Annotated in this window: 21 protein-coding genes; 9 read left to right on the top strand and 12 right to left on the bottom strand. The window is 68.3% G+C overall.

Annotated features, from left to right (window positions below):
• Positions 1-162: 162 nt before the first annotated feature.
• Positions 163-759, top strand: a complete 597-nt coding sequence (locus AC07CM_RS44500) for an NADPH-dependent FMN reductase (RefSeq protein WP_478882266.1) — start codon at positions 163-165, stop codon at positions 757-759.
• Positions 760-2,145: 1,386 nt separating this feature from the next.
• Here the strand turns inward: AC07CM_RS44500 and AC07CM_RS44495 are convergent.
• The 6 genes from AC07CM_RS44495 to AC07CM_RS44470 form a co-directional block, all read right to left on the bottom strand.
• Entirely contained in the window at positions 2,146-2,277 is a 132-nt protein-coding gene (locus tag AC07CM_RS44495) for a hypothetical protein (RefSeq protein ID WP_478882265.1), read from the bottom strand.
• A gap of 503 nt (positions 2,278-2,780) precedes the next feature.
• Positions 2,781-5,435 (bottom strand): SpoIIE family protein phosphatase, encoded by a 2,655-nt coding sequence (locus AC07CM_RS44490; protein WP_478882277.1) that lies wholly within the window; start codon positions 5,433-5,435, stop codon positions 2,781-2,783.
• Between the two features lie 628 nt (positions 5,436-6,063).
• On the bottom strand, positions 6,064-6,408 hold the full coding sequence (locus AC07CM_RS44485; RefSeq protein WP_478882264.1) for an MmyB family transcriptional regulator: 345 nt from the start codon (positions 6,406-6,408) through the stop codon (positions 6,064-6,066).
• Between the two features lie 1,077 nt (positions 6,409-7,485).
• Positions 7,486-8,340 (bottom strand): helix-turn-helix domain-containing protein, encoded by an 855-nt coding sequence (locus AC07CM_RS44480; protein WP_478882263.1) that lies wholly within the window; start codon positions 8,338-8,340, stop codon positions 7,486-7,488.
• Between the two features lie 24 nt (positions 8,341-8,364).
• Entirely contained in the window at positions 8,365-8,892 is a 528-nt protein-coding gene (locus AC07CM_RS44475; RefSeq protein WP_478882262.1) for a DUF6879 family protein, read from the bottom strand.
• A complete protein-coding gene (locus tag AC07CM_RS44470; protein ID WP_478882261.1) occupies positions 8,864-9,124 on the bottom strand; it encodes a hypothetical protein in 261 nt (86 codons plus the stop codon). Before AC07CM_RS44470 ends, AC07CM_RS44475 begins: the two co-directional genes overlap by 29 nt.
• Positions 9,125-9,358: 234 nt before the next feature.
• Between AC07CM_RS44470 and AC07CM_RS44465 the strand changes: the two genes are divergently transcribed.
• From AC07CM_RS44465 to AC07CM_RS44455, 3 genes are read left to right on the top strand one after another with little or no spacing between them, the layout of a single operon-like run.
• On the top strand, positions 9,359-9,757 hold the full coding sequence (locus tag AC07CM_RS44465; RefSeq protein ID WP_478882260.1) for a DUF6415 family natural product biosynthesis protein: 399 nt from the start codon (positions 9,359-9,361) through the stop codon (positions 9,755-9,757).
• Positions 9,741-10,034, top strand: a complete 294-nt coding sequence (locus AC07CM_RS44460) for a hypothetical protein (RefSeq protein ID WP_478882259.1) — start codon at positions 9,741-9,743, stop codon at positions 10,032-10,034. The genes AC07CM_RS44465 and AC07CM_RS44460 overlap by 17 nt, the downstream gene beginning before the upstream one ends.
• A complete protein-coding gene (locus AC07CM_RS44455; RefSeq protein WP_478882258.1) occupies positions 10,031-10,546 on the top strand; it encodes a hypothetical protein in 516 nt (171 codons plus the stop codon). The genes AC07CM_RS44460 and AC07CM_RS44455 overlap by 4 nt, the downstream gene beginning before the upstream one ends.
• A gap of 629 nt (positions 10,547-11,175) precedes the next feature.
• Here AC07CM_RS44455 and AC07CM_RS44450 read toward each other — a convergent pair.
• Together AC07CM_RS44450 and AC07CM_RS44445 are read right to left on the bottom strand one after the other, a co-directional pair.
• Positions 11,176-11,499, bottom strand: coding sequence for a histone-like nucleoid-structuring protein Lsr2 (locus tag AC07CM_RS44450; protein ID WP_478882257.1), 324 nt, complete (start codon positions 11,497-11,499; stop codon positions 11,176-11,178).
• Between the two features lie 748 nt (positions 11,500-12,247).
• Positions 12,248-12,550 (bottom strand): WhiB family transcriptional regulator, encoded by a 303-nt coding sequence (locus tag AC07CM_RS44445; RefSeq protein WP_478882256.1) that lies wholly within the window; start codon positions 12,548-12,550, stop codon positions 12,248-12,250.
• A 201-nt stretch (positions 12,551-12,751) separates the two neighbouring features.
• Between AC07CM_RS44445 and AC07CM_RS44440 the strand changes: the two genes are divergently transcribed.
• On the top strand, positions 12,752-13,426 hold the full coding sequence (locus AC07CM_RS44440; protein ID WP_478882255.1) for a BlaI/MecI/CopY family transcriptional regulator: 675 nt from the start codon (positions 12,752-12,754) through the stop codon (positions 13,424-13,426).
• 312 nt (positions 13,427-13,738) lie between these two features.
• Positions 13,739-13,912 carry a hypothetical protein gene (locus tag AC07CM_RS44435; RefSeq protein ID WP_478882254.1) on the top strand — a complete coding sequence of 58 codons (174 nt, stop codon included), beginning with the start codon at positions 13,739-13,741 and terminating at the stop codon, positions 13,910-13,912.
• Positions 13,913-14,037: 125 nt separating this feature from the next.
• On the opposite strand, the gene AC07CM_RS44430 is transcribed toward AC07CM_RS44435, so the two are convergent.
• Positions 14,038-14,343 (bottom strand): hypothetical protein, encoded by a 306-nt coding sequence (locus AC07CM_RS44430; protein ID WP_478882276.1) that lies wholly within the window; start codon positions 14,341-14,343, stop codon positions 14,038-14,040.
• Between the two features lie 663 nt (positions 14,344-15,006).
• Between AC07CM_RS44430 and AC07CM_RS44425 the strand changes: the two genes are divergently transcribed.
• Both AC07CM_RS44425 and AC07CM_RS44420 read left to right on the top strand, forming a co-directional pair.
• Positions 15,007-15,285 carry a hypothetical protein gene (locus tag AC07CM_RS44425; protein ID WP_478882253.1) on the top strand — a complete coding sequence of 93 codons (279 nt, stop codon included), beginning with the start codon at positions 15,007-15,009 and terminating at the stop codon, positions 15,283-15,285.
• Positions 15,282-15,662, top strand: a complete 381-nt coding sequence (locus tag AC07CM_RS44420; RefSeq protein WP_478882252.1) for a PIN domain-containing protein — start codon at positions 15,282-15,284, stop codon at positions 15,660-15,662. The genes AC07CM_RS44425 and AC07CM_RS44420 overlap by 4 nt, the downstream gene beginning before the upstream one ends.
• A gap of 473 nt (positions 15,663-16,135) precedes the next feature.
• On the opposite strand, the gene AC07CM_RS44415 is transcribed toward AC07CM_RS44420, so the two are convergent.
• The 3 genes from AC07CM_RS44415 to AC07CM_RS44405 all read right to left on the bottom strand — a co-directional run bounded on the left by AC07CM_RS44415 (position 16,136) and on the right by AC07CM_RS44405 (position 19,018).
• Entirely contained in the window at positions 16,136-17,344 is a 1,209-nt protein-coding gene (locus AC07CM_RS44415) for an IS256 family transposase (RefSeq protein ID WP_478882251.1), read from the bottom strand.
• 127 nt (positions 17,345-17,471) lie between these two features.
• Positions 17,472-18,053: a Uma2 family endonuclease gene (locus AC07CM_RS44410; protein WP_478882250.1), complete on the bottom strand. Its 582-nt coding sequence runs from the start codon at positions 18,051-18,053 to the stop codon at positions 17,472-17,474.
• A 35-nt stretch (positions 18,054-18,088) separates the two neighbouring features.
• Entirely contained in the window at positions 18,089-19,018 is a 930-nt protein-coding gene (locus AC07CM_RS44405) for an SWIM zinc finger family protein (RefSeq protein WP_478882249.1), read from the bottom strand.
• Between AC07CM_RS44405 and AC07CM_RS44400 the strand changes: the two genes are divergently transcribed.
• The gene (locus AC07CM_RS44400) at positions 18,989-19,210 is read left to right on the top strand and encodes a hypothetical protein (protein WP_478882248.1); all 222 of its coding nucleotides are present in this window, start codon (positions 18,989-18,991) and stop codon (positions 19,208-19,210) included. The genes AC07CM_RS44405 and AC07CM_RS44400 overlap by 30 nt on opposite strands.
• Positions 19,211-19,327: the final 117 nt, after the last annotated feature.

Below are 19,327 nucleotides of genomic sequence, written 5' to 3'. Positions count from 1 at the left end.
GTGTGCTTTCCGTCGTGGCCCGGGAAACCCCCCCCGGGGTTGCATCTTGCTTTTTCCGATCGGGACACCCCCCCCCTCCCACACCTCGCTGGGGTCCCCCCCCCCCCCCCCCCCCCCCCCACGGCCTGGCTACGCCCGTGGGGCGACCTCATCGTGATGGGCATGCACAACAACAAGCACAAGCTCGTCGTTATCGTCGCAAGCGTCCGCCAGGGCCGGTTCGGCCCGATCGTGGCCTCGTGGGTCACCGAACAGGCCCGTCTCCATGAGGGGTTCGACGTGGATGTCGTCGATCTCGCTGAGATCGACATCCCGCTGTCACTGCCCGCGGCGTCACCAAAATATGCCGGTGACAGTTATCCCCGTCCGGTGGGCACGACGGCTCTGACGTCAGCGCTGGAGGCCGCGGACGCATTCATCGTGGTCACGCCGGAATACAATCACAGCTACCCAGCGTCACTGAAGGCGGCCATCGACTGGCATTTCTCCCAGTGGACGGCCAAGCCCGTCGGCTTCGTTAGCTACGGCGGCGCGACAGGTGGCCGGCACGCGGTACTACACCTGGAGAACGTCTTCACCGAACTCCACGCGGTGACCATCCGCGACCGCCTCGCCTTCCCGAACTACCTCACCACCTGGCACGACAGCCGCCCCCTCGACACCGAAGCCCCCAGGCACGCCAAGACCCTGCTCGACCAGCTGGCCTGGTGGGCAGGCGCACTCCGCACAGCACGCGACACGGCCCCCTACCCCGCATGACAACGGCGTCGACGGGAGTACCTGCCGCTTGGTGCGGGGACGGCAACGCTGACCGCGAAGACCACCCACAATACCGGCTGACTGCGGTCGGAGAGCCGCTCGCTCCAGGCAGTGCTGATGTCACCGCCGGGGCAAGTGGCCCTTTGGCTGTCCCAGTCGACGGTGAATGCGTCCTTGCCAAAGCCGCTGTCAGCGCCGGCCTGGGTGCTGTTGTCAGCCTAGACGGGGGCCGTGCCGGGCTATGCCGTGTTCGAGGCGGGCGCTGACCCGAGCAGCGCCGATGGGATTGCTGGCGTCGACCCAGTTGTCTCGGCGGGCAGGCAGTCGCGGGCGGCGAGCTTAGGTGTGGATCGTCTCAGCCATCGACCGATCCGGCCTCACGCCGCCCAACGCCGGGCCGCAAAGCGCCGTCCCCGCCCTCACCCCGGCACGATCGGCCAAAACCCGAGCTACCCGACTTCATCCAACGCCCCCTCGAACTGCCCTGGAGCCCGCAACTGCCAGCCCTTTTACAGCCGCCCGGACCCAGCAGTCCCGGGATGTAGTCCCCCATCCCGCGACGCAGTTCGACCCGTCCCAAAGCGGTGGTCCGTACAGAGGGAAGAGCTCCTCGAGTTCATCGTTCCGGATCCCCACTGCACGATCGTCGATCACGCCGGCAGGCGGCCCTGACCGCCTATCAGCAGCGGCTGTACACGCTCGAGGGGCGGCCCGAAAAGAGACCACCGGCCAGCAGCCCGCCCGCTAGCACTCCCCAGATCGCCCTTGCCCCGGGAAGACAACAAGCTGCTGGAGTATTCAGGCCCTGACGGAACAAACTGTGATGATCTCCGACCTACCGCGCTGGACACATTGTCAGTCGCGGCACAGAGCTGGCGCCGCCATAATCGTGGTCATCAACAGTCAGGCGGGATATGGTGGGGTGCGTGTGATCGGCTGGCAGCCGAAGCATGAGCCGAGGTTCCCAGCGCCACGTAGCGAGCCACGGCGTCATCGGTCGTGTTGGTACGGCTGGCGAACCTACTCCCCGGCCATGCCCGCTGTGGTCACCACAGCACCACCGTCCCCCGACAGCGCCGCACCGCCACGCACCTGATCAGGTGCGTGGCGCGCACCGCGTCCGCTCGGTCGGCCGAACCCTCCCTGTCGGCCGCCGACGGGCGTCGCAGTCCCGTCCGGCGGTACGCCCTCTGCACGTACCGCCGGACGACTGCAGGGACAGTACCGTGGCACCACACCGCGCGACGTCTGCTCCCCACCCGCCCCGTCCGACGGCACGCCGTGCCCTGACAAGCCGTGCCGTCGGACGGCTTACCCCTCCCCGGCCGCCCCCCTGACCCGAAGACACCAGCAGGTGTTCGGGGCCGCAGCCGGATACGAGCAAGGTCAGCAGGAGCCGGGGTCGAGGCCCTGCGCACGCGCGAGAGCAAACAGAACTCGCTCGATCGTGTCCAGGCGCTCGGTGATCGACTGCTCCCCTGGCGCGCCCACGGCGTCTGCGAGAGAGTCGATGTTCACCACTTCCCTGATGCTTGAGCGAGTTCAAGCATCAGGAGAGGTGTCTGTTGAGTACGTGGCATGTGGTGCGATTACCGGATCCGGGGCAGTGGGGGCCGCTGCCGACGGAGGGGGTTCTGGGGGTACAGGACCTGCCGGCGGCGGTGGCCCGGATCGGTCTGCGGCCGGGTGATCCGGTGTTCGTACGTCCGGACGGCATGGTCGACGCGGATCTGTTGGACTTCGTCCTCTCCAAGGCATTCCGGAATCTGGAGCGGGAGTCGAAGCGGACCTGTGCTCACACGCGGGCCAGAGCAGTTCTGAGATGGCCTTCACCCCCGGCGTGAACGCCGGAGCGCTGGCCAAGATCAAAGGTAGATGCAGGGATGGGCGGCGTCCGGGACGGGGGCTGACTCACCACGACGAGGACACCGGGTGACCTGAAGTCAGCCCGGCACAGTGAGCCGACGCCCGGGATGGCTGCGGCCAGGCGTGTGGGTGAGGTGCTCGCATGACGACGTCCTTCACAGCGCTGTGTCGTCCCATGCGTCGAGGATGCTCTCGCCGAGGTCTTCCCCGGCCGGGGCAGCGGTGTCGTGGAGGGCTTGTTCGGTCCAGATGATCTTGCCGCGGGCGGTGTAGCGGGTGCCCCAGCGGTGGGCGAACTGGGCGACCAGGAAAAGTCCGCGGCCGCCCTCGTCGGTGCTCTTCGCCCGGCGCAGGTGGGGAGAGGTGCTGCTGCCGTCGGAGATCTCGCAGATCAGGACTTGGTCGCAGATCAGCCGGACGGTGATGGGCTCGCCGCCGTAGCGGATGGCGTTGGTGATCAGTTCGCTGAGGATGAGTTCGGTGGCAAATCCGATCTCCTCCAAGCCCCATTCTGATAGCCGGTCGGCGCAGGCGGTGCGGATGGGGGCCACGGCCGCCGGGTCGCGGGGCACGTTCCACTCGGCGACCTGCGTGGGGTCCAGTCGGCGGGTGCGGGCTACGAGCAGAGCGGTGTCGTCGCTGGGCGGTGCGGGCAGTAGTGCTTCGATCACTGCTGTGCAGGTGGCCTCGGGGGTGCGGTCGGGCCCGGCCAGGGCGCTGTGCAGGGCTTTCAGGCCGGTGTCCAGGTCGCGGTCGCGGTTCTCGACCAGCCCGTCGGTGTAGAGCACCAGCCGGGAGCCCTCGGGCAGGGTCAGCTCTGCGCTCTCGAAGGGAAGCCCGGCGCCCAGGCCCAGCGGCGGGGAGATGGGCAGTTCGGGAAAGGCCACGGTCCCGTCGGGGTGGACCAGCGCCGGCCCCAGATGGCCTGCGGTGGCCGCGGCGACCCGTCCGGAGACGGGATCGTAGATCGCGTACAGGCAGGTCGCCCCGGTGATCCCCCGGCCGTCCTCCTCGGCAGCCTCGTCGGTGTCGACGTGGGCCACCAGCTCGTCCAGATGGGCCAGCAGTTCATCGGGAGGCAGGTCCAGGGCGGAGAAGTTGTGCACGGCGGTGCGCAGCCTGCCCATGGTGGCCGCGGCGTGCAGGCCGTGGCCGACGACGTCGCCGACCACCAGGGCCACCCGGGCGCCGGGCAGCGGGATGACGTCGAACCAGTCCCCGCCCACCCCGGCCGTGGCGGGCAGGTAGCGGTGGGCCACCTCAAGGGCGGTCTGCTCGGGCAGGGCGCGGGGCAGCAGGCTGCGCTGCAGGGTGACGGCCAGGGTGTGCTCGCGGGTGTAGCGCCGGGCGTTGTCGATGCTCAGTGCAGCCCGGGCGGCGAGCTCCTCGGCGAAGGAGACATCCTCCTGTTCGAAGGGCGGCGAGGCGCCTTTGCGCCAGATGTTCACTATCCCCAGCAGCACTCCCCGGGCCTGTAGTGGAACGGCAATCAGGGAGTGGATGCCGTAGTCCAGCACCTGCTGGGCACGTTCGGGGTCCTGGTCCTGCCATCCGTCGGCTGTGCTCAGATCCGGCTCGAGGATCGCGCGACCGCTGACGATCCCCTCGGCGACGGGGTGGGTGGCAGCAAACCGGATCAGTTCACCGAGCGGGTAGAGGGGATGGTCCGCCTGAAGTCCGGCGACGGCGATGCGACGCATGTCGGTGCTCACCCCGGGTGGATCCTCGCCGCTCAGGACCGGGTCCAGCAACTCCACGGTGACGACGTCGGCGAACCGGGGGACCGCGATCTGCGCCAGTTCCTCGGCGGTTCGCGTCACGTCCAGCGTGGTCCCGATCCGTGCTCCGGCGTCATAGAGCAGATTCAGCCGCTCGCGGGCCATCTCGGCGCGGCCGGAGAGCTCCCGCAGCTCGGTGGTGTCCCTCATGGTCACCACGCTGCTGATAGGCCCATACGGGGCGGTGGGCCGCTTGTTCACCGCGAGAAGACGGTCAGCCGCCAGATGTACCTCGTCGGTGGCCGCACGGCCTGAGGCCAGCAGCTCGGTAAGGCCCGTCTCAAGGCCCAGAGCGGTGACATGGCGCCCCTCCGCATCCTTCGGCAGGTGAAGCAGTCGCCGGGCCTCGTCGTTGGCCAGCAGCAGGCGGCCGTCACCCCCGGTGATCAGCACCCCCTCGCGTACCGCGTGCAGAACCGCGTCATGGTGCTCGTACATCCGCGTCATTTCGAGTGGGCCGAGCCCATGCGTCTGCCGCCGCAACCGACCGGTCACCAGTCCCACGCCGCCCGCGGCAAGCACAAGAGCCCCGGCAGCGCTCCCGAACAACACCGGCAGCTGCCGGCTCACCACATCCTGGACCTCCCGGACCCTGACCGGGGCGGAGACGATGCCTACCACCGAGCCGTGAGCGTCTTTGACGGGGACCGCCGAGATCACGGACAGACCCAGGGATCCCTGAAAGGTCCTCGTGAAGGCCTTGCCGCCCGCCGCCTCCTGATAGGGGCCGATGACGTGCTTCCCGACCTGCTGAGGATCGCTGTGGGCGAGGATGGTTCCATCCAGCCCGTACACGATGATCGCATCAACATCGGCGACCTTCCGGTTCGCCTCGACACGCGGCTGCAGCGCCGCGGTCGGGTCCCTGCTGTCCAGCGCCGTCACGATCCCCGGAGAGTTCGCGAACATCTGCGCGGCGGCAAGCGTCCGACGCTGGGCATCGGACATGCTTTCACGCCGAGCCTGCACCACGAGAACCACGAGTGCGATGGCGACGAGCGCCACCACCACCGCCAGCACCAGAAGGAACATCTGCCCAGCGAGGCTGCGCACGCTCAGCAGGGAACGCAGACGCCGCAACAGCCGTCACCTCCCTTGATGAGGTTGCGGTCGGCCACGGTGCTGTTGGTGACGAGGAGACCGACTCCAAACACTCCGTCTCACCGAGTGAGGCAACCTACGCCGGACCTGACCAAAAACGCATGCATAGTCGATTTCAATATACTCAGGACTTATACGGCTGATCATGTGACTGTCCCGCGCCTGGCTCGCCGCTAGGGCTACCAGAAGCAGTGACCTAAAGGATCACGCGCCTCAGCAGCCGCCCGCGATTCCCGACCCCGTCCGCCCGGCACCAGTAATCCCCAGCAGGCACTCGGCCGTGTGCTGCTGGACCGAACCCTGTGGGCGCCGGAAGCGGCGCCTCGTGCCTGCCGTACGGCGCCAGCGCCAAGATGCCGCCTGGCGGCTTCCGTCTGGGGGTGGAGCTCGGGCAGCTCGGCGAGCGCAGCCCGGATGTCGCACGCGCGGATGTGCGGGAAGGACTTCGCCACACGGTCCATCTCGTACGGCTCGATCCCGCGGTAGGTCTCCAGCATGCCAGTCACAGCGACCCGCTCCGCGAGACGGACGGGTCGGGCGGGCATGGGCTGGTCCAAGACTAGCGGAACATGGGGCGTTTGACAGCGCGGGGGCTAATAGGACGTTGATGCTGATGGTGGCCTGGTAGGTGCGTCGGTCGACGCGGACGAGTGAGGTCGGAGCCGGCAGCAGTCTCGAGTTCCGCCATGAGCCTCTCGGATTTCTCGGCCAGCGGTCCGAGCCAGAGGTCGAACGCCTGCTCGTCCGCGACGACGTCCCAGTCGGCGAAGAAGCTCCGGGCGCGGGAGTCTGTGAAGACGTAGCGGGTGAGATTGGGGGTGTCGGGGTCGAGCCGTCCGGTGCCGCTGGTTACCTCTTCGTATGCGCTGGTGTAGGGGAGGACATCGCCGAGCCTGTTGGTCACCAGAGCAATGCCAGGTTCCAGCGGCGCAGGGTCTGCAGGACTGACGGGGGAGGTCGCGGCGTGCCGGTCCAGGCTGGGTGTGGGCCTCCCCCTGGCCGGGTGCGATGATCACTTGGTCCCCCGCCGAGGTTTTACTCATCCTGGCCCAGGCGGCATCGCATCGGGCCTGTAGCGGAGCTCGATCACTGCGCCGTACGCGTTGCCAGAGCACGCCATGACGGCGTCCTTGGCACAGATGGACTGGCCGGCTCCAGCGAGGTGCATGCGGTGCCGTTGGCAGCTGGTCGGGGGAGACTGCGGCGGCGCGGTGGGTGAGGTTGTGCGCCCTCTGTGCCGGAGGGGGGTCGTCGTCTGCGTCGGCGTTGAGGACCCAGATCATGAAGGCGCCGCCCGCGACGGTGACGCCTACGAGGCCGGAGACGGACAAGCAGGGTCTCCCCGAGTCACGCGGCCGCGACCGTACGGTACGGGCGCTGCTTGTGCCGTTGCGGTGGCCGGAGCTGGCTGAGCATGGTCAGTCGGCGGACGGCTCGTGGCACTGCTCCTCAGCCGGCTCAGTGGCCTTGGCCTGCGCCTGCTGTGCTTCCTGGGCCGCCCATGCGGCGTCCCACAGGCCGAGGAGCTCCTTCCGGTTGCCGCATCGGCGAAACTGATGGGCGCCTCCCGCCAAGGCAGTCTCATCTGGGCGCACCGGCAATGCCGGGTACCGGCCGAGGTGTTGGTCTTGCGCCCTATGACGTTGTAGGGACCAGCCAAGTTCCGCCGTGCACCGCCGGATCAGATTTCAGCAGCTCAACGAGTTCCGGTGTGGGTTCCGGCAGCTCGGCAGAGCCGTCCTGTGCTGTTTCATCGTGTCCTCCGCCCGTCCCGAACTGTCCCACAGCGCACCCGATGACATTGAGATGTGCAGGTCAGCGGCTTGTACGCCCCAAGTGGGGCGGCGGCGTCAGCTGACAGATCTCCCGTAGAGCGGCCCCGAGGCCCCGGTGTGCTCGGTGGCGTGGCGGCCATGGTGGAGCGACTGAGCATCTCTCTCGGCGCTCGCCCCATGCACGTAAGCGTGTCCACACGTTGCGCCTACCGCAGCGCCTCGATCGCTCGGAGGACCAGCTCCCTCGCCTCCGCCCCGTACACCGCCATGGAGCGCAGCAGCTCGAACGTCTTGACGTAGAGCGCGACCTCCGACGGCTGGGTCACCTTCACCTCCGCCGAGACCAGCTCCACGGACGCCAGCTTGTCGTCGTAGACGTGGAACGACTCCTCCGGCCACTGGGTACGCTCCCTGGTCGGCATGGGGATGATGCCCAGGGACACGGCGGGCAGCGCCCCCGCGGTGAGGAGGTAGCCGAGCTGGGCGGCCATCGCATCCTCGTCGGCCATCTGGCAGCGGAGCACGTGCTCTTCGAGGACGACCACGAACCGGTGTCCAGGCTCGTTCACCACGCGGGAGCGCTCCACCCTGGCCCGTGCCGCCTCCACGCTGTCGTCCACCGGCAGGTCCCGGAAGCGCGCGGCGGTGCGGAGGACGGCCGCCGCGTACCCCTCGGTCTGGAGGAGGCCCGGCACCACCGTGGAGGAGTAGAGGCGGAAGAGCTCCGTGTCGCGGTAGAACTGCGCCGCGCTGTCCTGGAGGTGCCGCAGCCCGTTGCGGACCTGGTGACGCCACTCCCGGTACATCGACTCGGCGTTGAGCGACTGGACTATGAGGTCCTGCGCCTGGTCCGCCGCCCCGGCCGCCTCGCACCAGGCGCGGATGTCCCGCGCGGACGGCGCGGTGAGCGCGTTCTCCACCCGGGACGTCTTCGCGTGGTGCCAGCCGCACGCGGCGGCCAGCTCCTTCACCGTCAGCCCCGCCTCCTTCCGGAGGTCGCGGAGCCGTCTGGCGACGGCCTCACGCGCGGCCTGGGCGGAGGAGGACGGGGAGACGGACATCAACTACCTAACGACTGGCTGCTCTTAACGGATCTCGTACTGGTCGTGGGGCGTGGCGCGGGCCCACACCGCCTCGAAGGCGTCCGCACACAGCTTGACGGCGGCCGGGTCCTCCGAGAGCTCGTCCTCGACCCAGGTGCCGTCCCCGCTGAAGTGGTGCCAGCGGATCAGGCGGTCGTCGAAGAGCCAGAAGTCGTTGCCCGGCAACGCGAGGTCGGACGCCTGGCGGCGGGGCAGCCACCGTATCTGCTCCCCCGCCGCAACGTTGACGCCGGTGGCGGCGTGCTCGTAGCGGATGTACTCGCTCACCGGCTCGGAGACGACGCGGGCGCGGCGGACGGTGACGCCGCAGGCGACTGCTCCCGAGATGAGGTCGACCCAGGGCGCCCAGTAGGCAGAGGTGGGGTCGGCGTCGCGTTGGCCGGTGCGCCGCCAGGCCTTCAGGTCGGCGTCCTCCTCGTCCACCGCGTAGCTGTCCCGCGTCTCCAGGTGAACGGCGGACCGCTCGCAGCCCGCGAGGAGCTCACTGAACGGCGGCACGCTCGACGGCATCACAGGCCTCCCTCAGAAACGGCGCCATGCGGGCGGGGACGCGGATGACCGCCTCGTCGTCCGGGATGCCGACGGCGTGGCCGGGCACCTCAAACGCGGCGACCTCCGCCTCGGTCTTCCCGCCCGGCTTGAAGCCCTGGATCACGATGTCGTTGGTCTCCTCGTCGACGAACACGGTCGGGCTCTTGTCCTGGCCGGTGGTCGGGTCGATGCCGATGAACTGTAGCGCCATGGCTGCTTCCCTCAACTCGGATGTGCGGTTGTGTGCACCACGGTCCCCCAGCGGTGAGGAGCAATCAACCCCATGATGCGCCCTCAACTCCCAGCCTGGCGAGGTTCCTTGCACACGTCTGCACACCGCTGGCCTTGGCGGGCCAGCGATTCTAGCCTCAGCAGTTCTAAGGAGAGACCCCGGCGAGGTGGACTAGACCTCCCGGGGCGTGGCAGACGCTGAATGGAGCGCCGCATGACGCAACGTACCGCCCCACCACCAGCCGCCCAAGACCAGGAGAACTACCTCCTGGACGTCGAGACCATGAGAAAGGGCGCCCGTCGCCTTCTCGCCGAGGACGCCGAGCCGCCCACCGCCGCCGAGATGAGGCTGCTCACCGCGCGGCTCCGCGGTCACGTCGCGGCCGCCGTGCCGGACGTCGAGGCCCTCGCCCTCGCCCTTCCCGACGACGTGCCGCGGGCCTGCGCGCTCGCCTGCGTCGGCGAGGCCCGCCAACGCTTCAACCAGCTGTCTGGCGGCGACACGCTGGCAGCTCAAATCGAGCTCGCGCAGAAGCTCGCCCACGTCGTCAACGCCCTCGCCGACCACTACGAAAACCTCCGCGGGGGTGACAACGATGGTGTCACGGGTTGAGTGGCAGTGGCGTGACCGTCCGTCCGGTCCCGCCTACCGGCAACGCGTCGTCGTCCACGACGACTCCGCGACCGCCAACGCCGGTGCCGAGGCGGCCTTTCCGCGCCTCGTGAACCACTGCCTGGCCTGCGCGACCTGCCGCACCGTCGACGAGGACGGCTGGGCGAACGCCTCGTGCGAGACAGCTGAGGAGCTCTACCAGGCGTGGCGACGGCTGTGGCACGCGCCCACCCTCACCGGGACCCCCAGCAGCGTCGGGCAGGAGCGAGCCTCGTGAAGCTCAACCGGAAGACGGCCACCATCGCGGGCGTGGTGGCCTTTTGCGTGGCCAGCGTCATCTACAGAGCGGCCAGCCCACACGGCAGTGGGAACACGACCAGTGCGGCTCCCCACGGCACCCGGCACGACTCAGCGTCTCCGTCTCCGTCTCCCTCGCCCACGACCAAGGCCAAGGCGACGCCCGCCGCGCAGCCCAGCGACCTGCCGCGCCTCGACCACCAGGGGGACGGCCGGCTCAACTGCGTCTTCCGCTACCGGGCGAGTGACCACGGCACCGCGGGGTGGGCGGTGTTCTCCTCTTGCCCCGGCACGATCGAGTTGACAGCCACAACCACGACCGGCCGCACGTTAGACAAGTCCTGGTACGCGGACACGAGCCACGGCCGCACGGTGTACGTCACCAGCATGGACGTGCCCGTGCCCCTGACGGCCCTCATGAACATTGAGGGCACGCTCATCGACGCCGACAGCGGCAACGAGTACCGGTGTCTCGTGGGACCGGGGGCGTAGCAGCTCCGAAACGGCGTCCGGGCCGGGTGAGGGCAGCGTCCACAGGCGCTGAGATCTTCGTCGCCCGCGTCAATCGAGACGGCGATCCACTGCTGGCCCGGCCCTGCCCACGCTGTCAGCAAGCCCCTGGCTGCTGCCGGCATAACCCTCGCCCACTACACCACCAGCCACGGCACAGTCGGCACCATGACTATCCGCGACAGCCGCCTCGGGCTGGCCGGGCCCCGGCGGGGCGACGTCGTCTCGCCAGTAATGCTGTGGTGGCGATGCGTGTTTCGACCTCGCGGGGACAGTGAACCACTCGTCATGCTGCTGCAGGTGTGAAATGCGCTGGTCAGCGGTGGTGATGACGTCGCAGAGCCCCTCATCGTTGGCATGTGATCGCACGCATCACACGGGCGGCCGGGAGGCCCCCACCATCCGCACCCCCCACGGACACCGCGAACCACCAGAGCGCTACCAGCAGTACCACCAAGGCCACGCCCGCCTGCGCGTCCTCGGCGAACGCTCTGTCGCCGACTCAAGTCCTGGCAACTACTACGCCGGACCCGCTGTTCGACCGACGAATCAGCAGCATGGTCGAGCCGTTCACGCCCTCCCGATCTGCAGCAACGCAGGATGAGAGAGGCTCAGCGAGCAGCGTTGTACCTCTCGATCACGTCCCTGGCGACGCGCCCGCGAGGGCTTACATCGATACCGTGCTCTTTGGCCCACTGGCGCACCTTGACGGGATCCGGTCCCGGCCCGCCGGGGCGCCGCTTGCCCTGGGCGCGCTTCGCATCTGTTCCGGTCTTGCGTCCCTTGCTGATGTACGGAGACAGCGCTTCAAGGAACTTGTCGTAGTTGTCGGCTCCGAGATCGATCTCGTAGAAGATGCCGTCAATACTGAACGTGTGGGTCGAAATATCGTCACCTGTTGCACCGGAAACATCATCGATGACGAGAGTGATCACTCGTTGAGCCATTGTGGCGTGCTTCCTTCCTCGACTGGTCCAGGCCATCCTATATCGACCGGTAGCCGCGGCCATACAAGAGTAGCCCACTAGGCATGCGCCACCATTCAACCCAAGAGCCGCTGAAACGCCACGCCGCGAGAGTTCCTACGCGTCGCGATCCAATGCGTACGCAGCCGAGCGAAAGATCCACTGCAACTCGGACAGTCGCGGAAATTCCGCTGTCCCGCCACTGCTGCGCGCTCCGCGGCACCCTCCACCCCCTCCAGGGTTACCAACAGGGTCCCCGGCTAAGAGGCGCCTTCAAGCCGCATCAATCACACGAAGACTTTACGAAGCGCCAGCGCCTATTCCTTACCCAATGATCCCCTCGCCTACATCTACACGTAAGAAAAATGCGAGCTAAGTGGGCGACACGGGGCGATTGGGGAAGGAATTGGATGTGACTCCTCCCCCTGATGAATGAGGTGGCGTCTCGCTATGCCGGGTTGGCGTCGCGACGGATTTCGGGCGCCTGGCCTCGTAGGACAGGCATCGCGTTCATACGCATCCCTTCCCCGCGGATACGCGACCCAGTAAAGCCCGAACCCCGCACGGCTTCGGTCCCTCTACTCATGCCCAGCCGCACAGCTTCCGAGCAGGTGGGGACGGGTGCTAGTCCCTCAGATGCGCTTGCCCGTCTGCGGCTCGTCAGTTGTCGTGCGTCCCACTCCCACCACCGCGCGGCGGCGCCCTGGCTCAGGGGCGCTCAGCTGACGTGTGGCCCCTCGCGGTCGGCGCGTGCCCGCTCCAGAACCACCCGCCAGGAGGCGACACCAGGATTGCGGCGCAGCAGTGATCTGCGCTCGCGTTCGGTCATCCCGCCCCACACACCGAACTCGATGCCCTCGTCGAGCGCCTCGGCCAGGCACTCGGTCCGCACCATGCAGCCGTTGCAGACAGCTTTGGCGCGGTTCTGCTCTGCGCCCCGGACGAACAGCACGTCCGGGTCAGCGCTCCGGCACGCGGCGGTCTCGGCCCAACGCCCGTCCGTCACGTTCCCCTCCCCCATCGGCCCACCACAAGTCGACTCTACGCCCGCGACCAGGCACAACACTCCTACCCTGCATAGAGAGAAACCTGTCCAATGCCGGGTTGCACCGCTCAGTGCGGACTCACGTTTCCGGTGGTGCCGGCGTGAGTGGCAGGCAAATGCATGAACTTGTGAGTAACATCCCGGGGCAACGTCCCACAACGATGAGGAGCGTAAAACGTGGCCGACGAAGCCACCACCGCCCCAATCCAGAACCGGTACGCACAGCAGATCGCGGCCGACCTCGAACACAACCGTGCCGAGCAGCAAGACCTCACCCAGCAGGTAGAAGAAATCCAGGCACGCCTGACCCAGCTGCAGGCAGAGGAAGGATGGCTGACTGGCGTCCGGGCTTCCCTGCCCGATGGCCAGACCGGCCAGGACACCGCACCCTCCACCGTTGCGGCACAGGCAGCATCCGCCGGCGACCTGTTGCCGGCACCGGACACCCCGGCCGTGGAAGAGACGGCCGTCCCACAACCGCGGACGGCAGTCAAGAACCCGACGGCCACGCCGGCCGAGGCCGAGAAGACCGAGGAAGAGACCACGAAGCCAGGCATCACTACGCCCACGCTGGGTAAGGTCCTGGCCGCCATCCTGGACGGCCACCAGGGCGAACCGCGCACGGCCGGTGAAATCCGCGACGAACTGGAACAGCAACACCCCGAGCGGGCCCGCAACACCCCCGTCGTGCGTGCCACCCTGGAACGCCTTGTCGCGGCGGGCACGGTCGAGAGAACCCGGCAAGGGCGCGCTGTGCTGTACACCCTCGTACACAACACCGATCTCACCACCCTAGCCAGGACGACGGACCACACACCCGCCGACCAGAAAAGCGACAAAGCACAGCCATAACCGTGCCGGCGCGGGGCCAGGGACTGTCGTCAAAGGGCACGCGCACATCGGCAGCGATGTGCTGGGGCCGACCACCGCGGCTGCCAGGCCGGAGGCGGTTGCGGACCTGGTCGGGCCCGCTCGGGGATCGTGCGAGCGATGCCCCGCCGCTGCAACGAGCTGCGGATCGCCTTCGAGCTGTAGCTCTTGTGCCGATGACAGGAGGTGACCTGGTCCGAGGCTGGCCGGGGCCGAGACGGGGCACCCTGATCGCCTCTATCACTGTGGTGAACTGGGGGCAGTCGTTGGTGTTGGCCAGCCGGGGGTGGTGGTGTGTCCCTGGTGGCAAAAGAAGTGGATCTTGTCGTGCTCGTGCCGCAGTCTGAGCAGTGCAAATCCGGCGCGCCGCAAGGCGTCCTTGACGCGGGTGAGGATACGGTGGGCGAGGCCCGCGCTGCGGTAGGCAGGGCGCTCAGCGAGCGTGTCGACGTTGCCGACCCGGGGTGAGTATTGCCTGCATGAAGCGGGTGCGCGGGGCTCGCCGACCGGTTGAGGCGAGCCCGGTCAGCAGGCAGGCCGTCCTCTCACGGCTGGCGGCCGCAGCACGCAGCACGCGTGGTTGAGGCGAAGGGTCAGGGCTGCCTCGCCGATGAAGCCGCCGGGCTTTTCGAAGTCCACGATGCGGCCCAGTCTCGCGTCGAACGGCGTGGTACCGACCGTGAGCTCCCGGCCGTACAGTGGCATACCGCTTCCAGGCGCAGCGTGTCACGGCAGGCCAGGCCGCATGGGAGGAGCCCGTGAGGCGGGGCCGCTGCGCTGACGGCCCTGCCATACGGATGCCGCGTCCTGGGGGCGGCGCAGAACTCGAATCCGTCCTTGCCTGTGTAGCCGCTACGGGCGAGGATGACACCGCGGCCCGCCAGCCGCGCGGCGTCGATGGCGTATTTTCAACGCGGCGACGTTGAAGTCGGCGGCCAACGAGCCAAGAATGGCAGGTGAGTTCTGGCCTTGTACTGCGATGAGCGCCCACTCGCTGGACGGGTCCCGGACCACGGCGGTGTAGCCGTCGATGCGGCCGCGAAGCTGAGATCACGACCGGCACATTGCCTTTCGTTGGCCACGATCAAGTACTCGGGTTCGACCAGACAATAGACGACAAGGTCGTCGAGGATCCCCCTGGTCTCGTGAACCGGCATCGAGTACCGCGCACGACCGGTGGCGATCTTCGACGGCTACCCGACCCAGGCAGGGTCGAGCGCCCCGCCCACCTCAGAACCGAGGCTCGGGCGGGGTGCGGACGACGGCGATGATGGTCTTGACCGCCGTGGCGTGCGGGGCGCCCGAGCAGCCCGCACCACGCGCAGTCCCCCTTCTCACTGGAGGGACAGGAGAGGGCTTCGGCGGTCGCATCCGGCCCGGTCGAACCCGGTGGACTTGATGCTATGGGCTTCCAGTCGCCGATCCCTCCCCCGTTCTGCAGGAGTCCCGCATACTGCCGCCCGCCCTCGCGGAGATCGTTTTCCGTCCACTTCCATCAGACCCGTCGTCCACGCCGCGACCGAACCAGCCGGCCGCCAACCCCAGCCCGCTATAGTGTCACTATGGCGGAGACGACCACGATCCAAACCACGAAAACGGCCCGGGACCGGCTGCGGAAGCTGGCTACCGAGCGGGGCCTGACGATGGGGGAGCTAATCGAGGAGCTGGCTGGAGCGACACCGACCGCACAGGAGCTGGAAGAGCGCGCCCAACGAGCCAAGGCCGACCTCGAGACAACGCTCGGCGTCACGGTAACCGCCCAGAACGAGGCCGCGGGCAGGGAACTGTGGGCCCGCATCGCCGCACACCAGAGCGGCGGACAACCGGGCGCGGCTGCGTGAGCACCGCCGTCGTCCTGGACCACACCGCACTGCTGGCCCTGCACAAGGCCCATCCCGTGCTGCTCGGCCTGTACATCGAAGCCGGCCGCGGGCAGGGAAGCCTGCACGTGCCCGCGCTGTCGCTGTACGCCGCCGAGCGCGAGCAGCGCAGCGTCGGCGCCTACGTCAGCGCCCGCGAGCTGTTCATCATCGCGCCCTTCGACCCTGACAGCGCCGTCACCGCCGGCACAGTGGCCGCCGACTGGCGCATCGGCCACGCCCTGACCATGGCCCTACCCTCGGCCGCATGGCCACACGGCCGCCCCGTGCTGTCGCTGCAACCCGAGCTGTACGACAACACCCCCATCACCCCACTCCACCCCGGCCCATCCGCTTAGGACGTGCTACGAGAGTCCTGGTCACAATCGACTTGCAGACCCACCTCCCGCAGGCGCGCCTCCAACTGCGCGAGACCCCTACACCACACGCCGCCCCGAGCCACGCTCGTACCACAGGCACACATAGACGGACCCAGCGCGGAACACCAGGCGCACCGCGATTGCACCGACGCCAAGCACGCCCAGATCAACGAGCTCATCAAGCGGCCAGCAACGGGAGTGGATGCTGAGGCGCACCCTGATGACGCGCGCGTATAGACGAAGTTCTCGTCGAATTGCGACAGGTCGTGTCCGACCAGGGAATCGTCGTGCCGCCCGACGACGTCGACGCCTACATCAAGGGCCCGGCCGTCGTCGTGGATGCCATAGCGCTGTGCTGACGCCTCGACACCACAGGTCGGGGCGGAGTAAACCAGGGCCGGTCACCCGGCCGCACCACGACCCAAACGGCCAGCCAACAAGCTGGCAGCGCCTCAACCCTCCCATTGAAACGACCATCCCACAGGCCGTCGCGTCAAGGGCGTGTCAGCGATCGGGACCTTCAACGCGGCCTGCTCCGAGGGGAGATGGCCGCGGTTGCGGGTGGCTTTGCGGAGCCTGGAGTTGATCGATTCGACCATGTTCGTGGGGTAGACCACCTTCCTTATGGCCGGGGGGAACGTCAGGTAGGGCGTGAACTCCGTCCAGGCCGACCGCCAGGTCCGCATGATCGCGGGGTAGCGTTCGCCCAGTTCAGAGGCTGCGAAGGTGTCGAGGGCCTGTTCGGCGGCCTGCTCGGTTGGGGCCGTGTAGATGGCCTTCAGGGCCGGGACCAGCTTGGGGTGGTCCCGCACCGACGACAGTCGGAGCGAGGCTCTGGTCAGGTGGATCACGCACGTCTGGACGGTGGCCTTGGGTCGGGTCGCCGTGACGGCGTCGGGCAGGCCTTTCAGACCGTCGCGCGCGACGATGCAGACGTCCTCGATGCCGCGGTTGCGTAGTTCGGACAGGACTGCCATCCAGGTGGTGGCGCCTTCGCCTTCGGCTCCGACCCATAGTCCCAGGACGTCTTTGCGGCCGTTCATGTCGACCCCGACGGCCAGGTAGACCGGCTTCGAGGTCACCGAACCCGAGGGGATCTTCACCCAGAGTGCGTCGATGTAGATGATCGGCCAGACCGCATCGAGGGGCCGGTTCTGCCAGGTCACCAACTCGTCGACCACGGCGTCGGTGACCTTGCTGATCAGGTCGGGGCTGACCTCGTCCCCGGAGATCTGGGCCAGGTGGGAGCGGATGTCGCGCACGCTCATGCCGCGGGCGTAGAGGGAGAGGATCCGGTCGTTGAACCCGGCGAGCCGGCGGGCGTTCTTCGGAACCAGGCACGGTTCGAAGTCGCCGTTGCGGTCCCGCGGTACCGCCACAGTGACCGCGCCGGCGTCGGTGAGGACGGTCTTGGGCGAGGTCCCGTTGCGGGAGTTTCCCGAGCCGTGACCAGCCCGATCGCCCCGCTCGTAGCCGAGGTGTTCGCTCATCTCGGCTTCCAGAGCCCGTTCCAGAACGGCCTTGGTGATCTCCGTCAGGAGCCCGCCCTCACCCAGCAGGGCTGTTCCGGAAGCGTCGGCCTTCTCCAGCAGCCGCTCGACGACCTCATCCACCATCTCGTCCCCGGCCGCAGAGACAACCGGTTCCGTCTTGTCTGCCATGACTCGTCCGATCCGCCCGGCCCACGGGCCCGAGGCCGAGCCCCGGGCCAAGCTGCCACATCACGGACTTACACGATCTTTCAGACACGCTCCGCGTCAATCGGCAGGCCTATGGCAACACCGGTCTTCAGCTGACGAGATGGGGCAGGTCAATGTCGATGCCGAAAGGTACCGCGGTCTTGATGCGCTCGCGGTAGATACCGGTGGCGACGTAGGCGCGCGTGGTGTCGTCCAGTTCGTACGTGTGGATGACGGGGAGACCGTTTTCATCCTCGATGCGCCAGTAATGCGAGATGCCCGCCTGTGCGTACTTGAACGGTTTTAGCGACCGGTCTCGGTCGGCGGACTCGTCTGAGACGACTTCGATGGCTAGGGCGACCTGGTCGGGGAGGTAGCGCGTACGGTTCGGGTCGTATGGGACCGTGACAGCGAGGACGTCAGGCTCGGGCCGGTTTTTCTCGTTCAGCTTGACTGTCATTTCCCGGTCGATCACGTATCCCTCAGGAGCCTGATCGTCCAGTGTGGTCGTCAGCCGGGTGACGACGCGAGCATGCCAGGAACGCTGCGGGGACATCATGAAGATCAGCGCTCCATCGATCAGCTCGGTGTGTCGGGGAAGGTCGGGTGCGTTGTCGAGGTCATCGGCCTCCCACCCGCTCGGCCGGGGTGGCAGCATCCAGGGCGGGAGCGCGTCCCATGCTGTCGTCATCGTGTCCTCCTTCGTGGCCCCGGCCAGCGTATCCGTCAGTGCCGCGTGACCGCGGTCCGGGAGGCGAGGATGGCGGCGGTGGGGTCGGCTGTGGCCGGGGCGCAAGGCCACCATTCGGCGGAGGTGCCGTGGCCTTCGCGGATGTAGGGGTGCCAGCGGTTGTCGGGGCCGAGGCGGATTTGGATGCCTTCGTTGTCGGCGGTGAGGCGGTTGCGCCAGGTGCGCAGTCGCAGGGCGCCGTCGGGGTCGGTAAGGGCGGTGCGGGCGGCGGCCATGGCCGTGGGGTCGGGGGTTAGGGGCGCGCGGGCGACGGCGACGCCGGTGGGTCCGCCGTGGCGCCGGGCGCGGACAAGGCGGGCGAAGTCGAGCGCGGGCAGAGCGGTGGCGAGGACGAGGTGGTGGAAGCGGTTCTCGCTGACGCCGTTCGCGGCGAGGCGCACTGCGTCCTCGAGGGGTGTTTCGGTGAGGGAGGCTGTGTGCCCGGTGGCGAGAGCGCGAGCCCGTTGTGCGGTATCGCGGGTGAGTGCTTCGAGGTCGTCGAGGGTGAAGGGGGCGTTGGGCGGGGGCTCGGTGGCGAGTGGGCTGGAGGCTGCCTCGTGTTGAGGTGATGCGGCCTCGACGGGCTCGGGGGCGGGTGGGTTGAAGGCGCCGTTGAAGGCGGCGAACGCGTCGCGGGCGGGTACGCCGCTGGTGCGGGATGCGTCGCTGGTCTGTGAGGTGGTGCGGGTGAGGGCTTGACGGCGGGAGCGTAGCGCGGTGAGGACGGCGTCCTTGGTGCGGCCGCGGAGGGTGAAGAGCCAGAAGGCGTCGTCGTCGAGGTGGGCGGCGGTGGCGTAGCACAGGGCGGCGGCGTGCTTGCAGGGGTAGCCCCAGTCGGGGCAGGAGCACTCGGGATCGAGTTCGGCTGGTTCGGGCAGCAGGGGCACGGCGGCGGCGTGAGCGTCGTCGACGAGGTCGGCGGGCATCTCTCCGTCGAGGAGGGCAGCGGTGCGGCCGGCCTGGCCGGCGATGACGTCGAGAAGTACGTCCCACTGGTGTCGGTGAAGATCCGCAGGTGGACCGCGGCGGCGTATGGCCAGGCCGTGCTGCCCTCGACCTCGGCGCGCAGCACGCCGGGGGCGGTGGTGATCGGGCCGACCATGCCTTTGCGGGCGTAGGTGCGGCCGCGGGATAGGCGGCCGGCGTCAAGGGTGGAGGCTTCGAGGGCGTCCACCCAGGCTTGGCCCCACCAGGTGGAGGCGAAGGCACGGACGCCGGTGCGGGGGGCCTTTGCG

The sequence above is a fragment of the Streptomyces sp. NPDC044061 genome (genome assembly GCF_056434305.1).
Note: the sequence above shows the minus strand (reverse complement) of the source record. Positions and strands in the feature narration are given on the sequence as shown.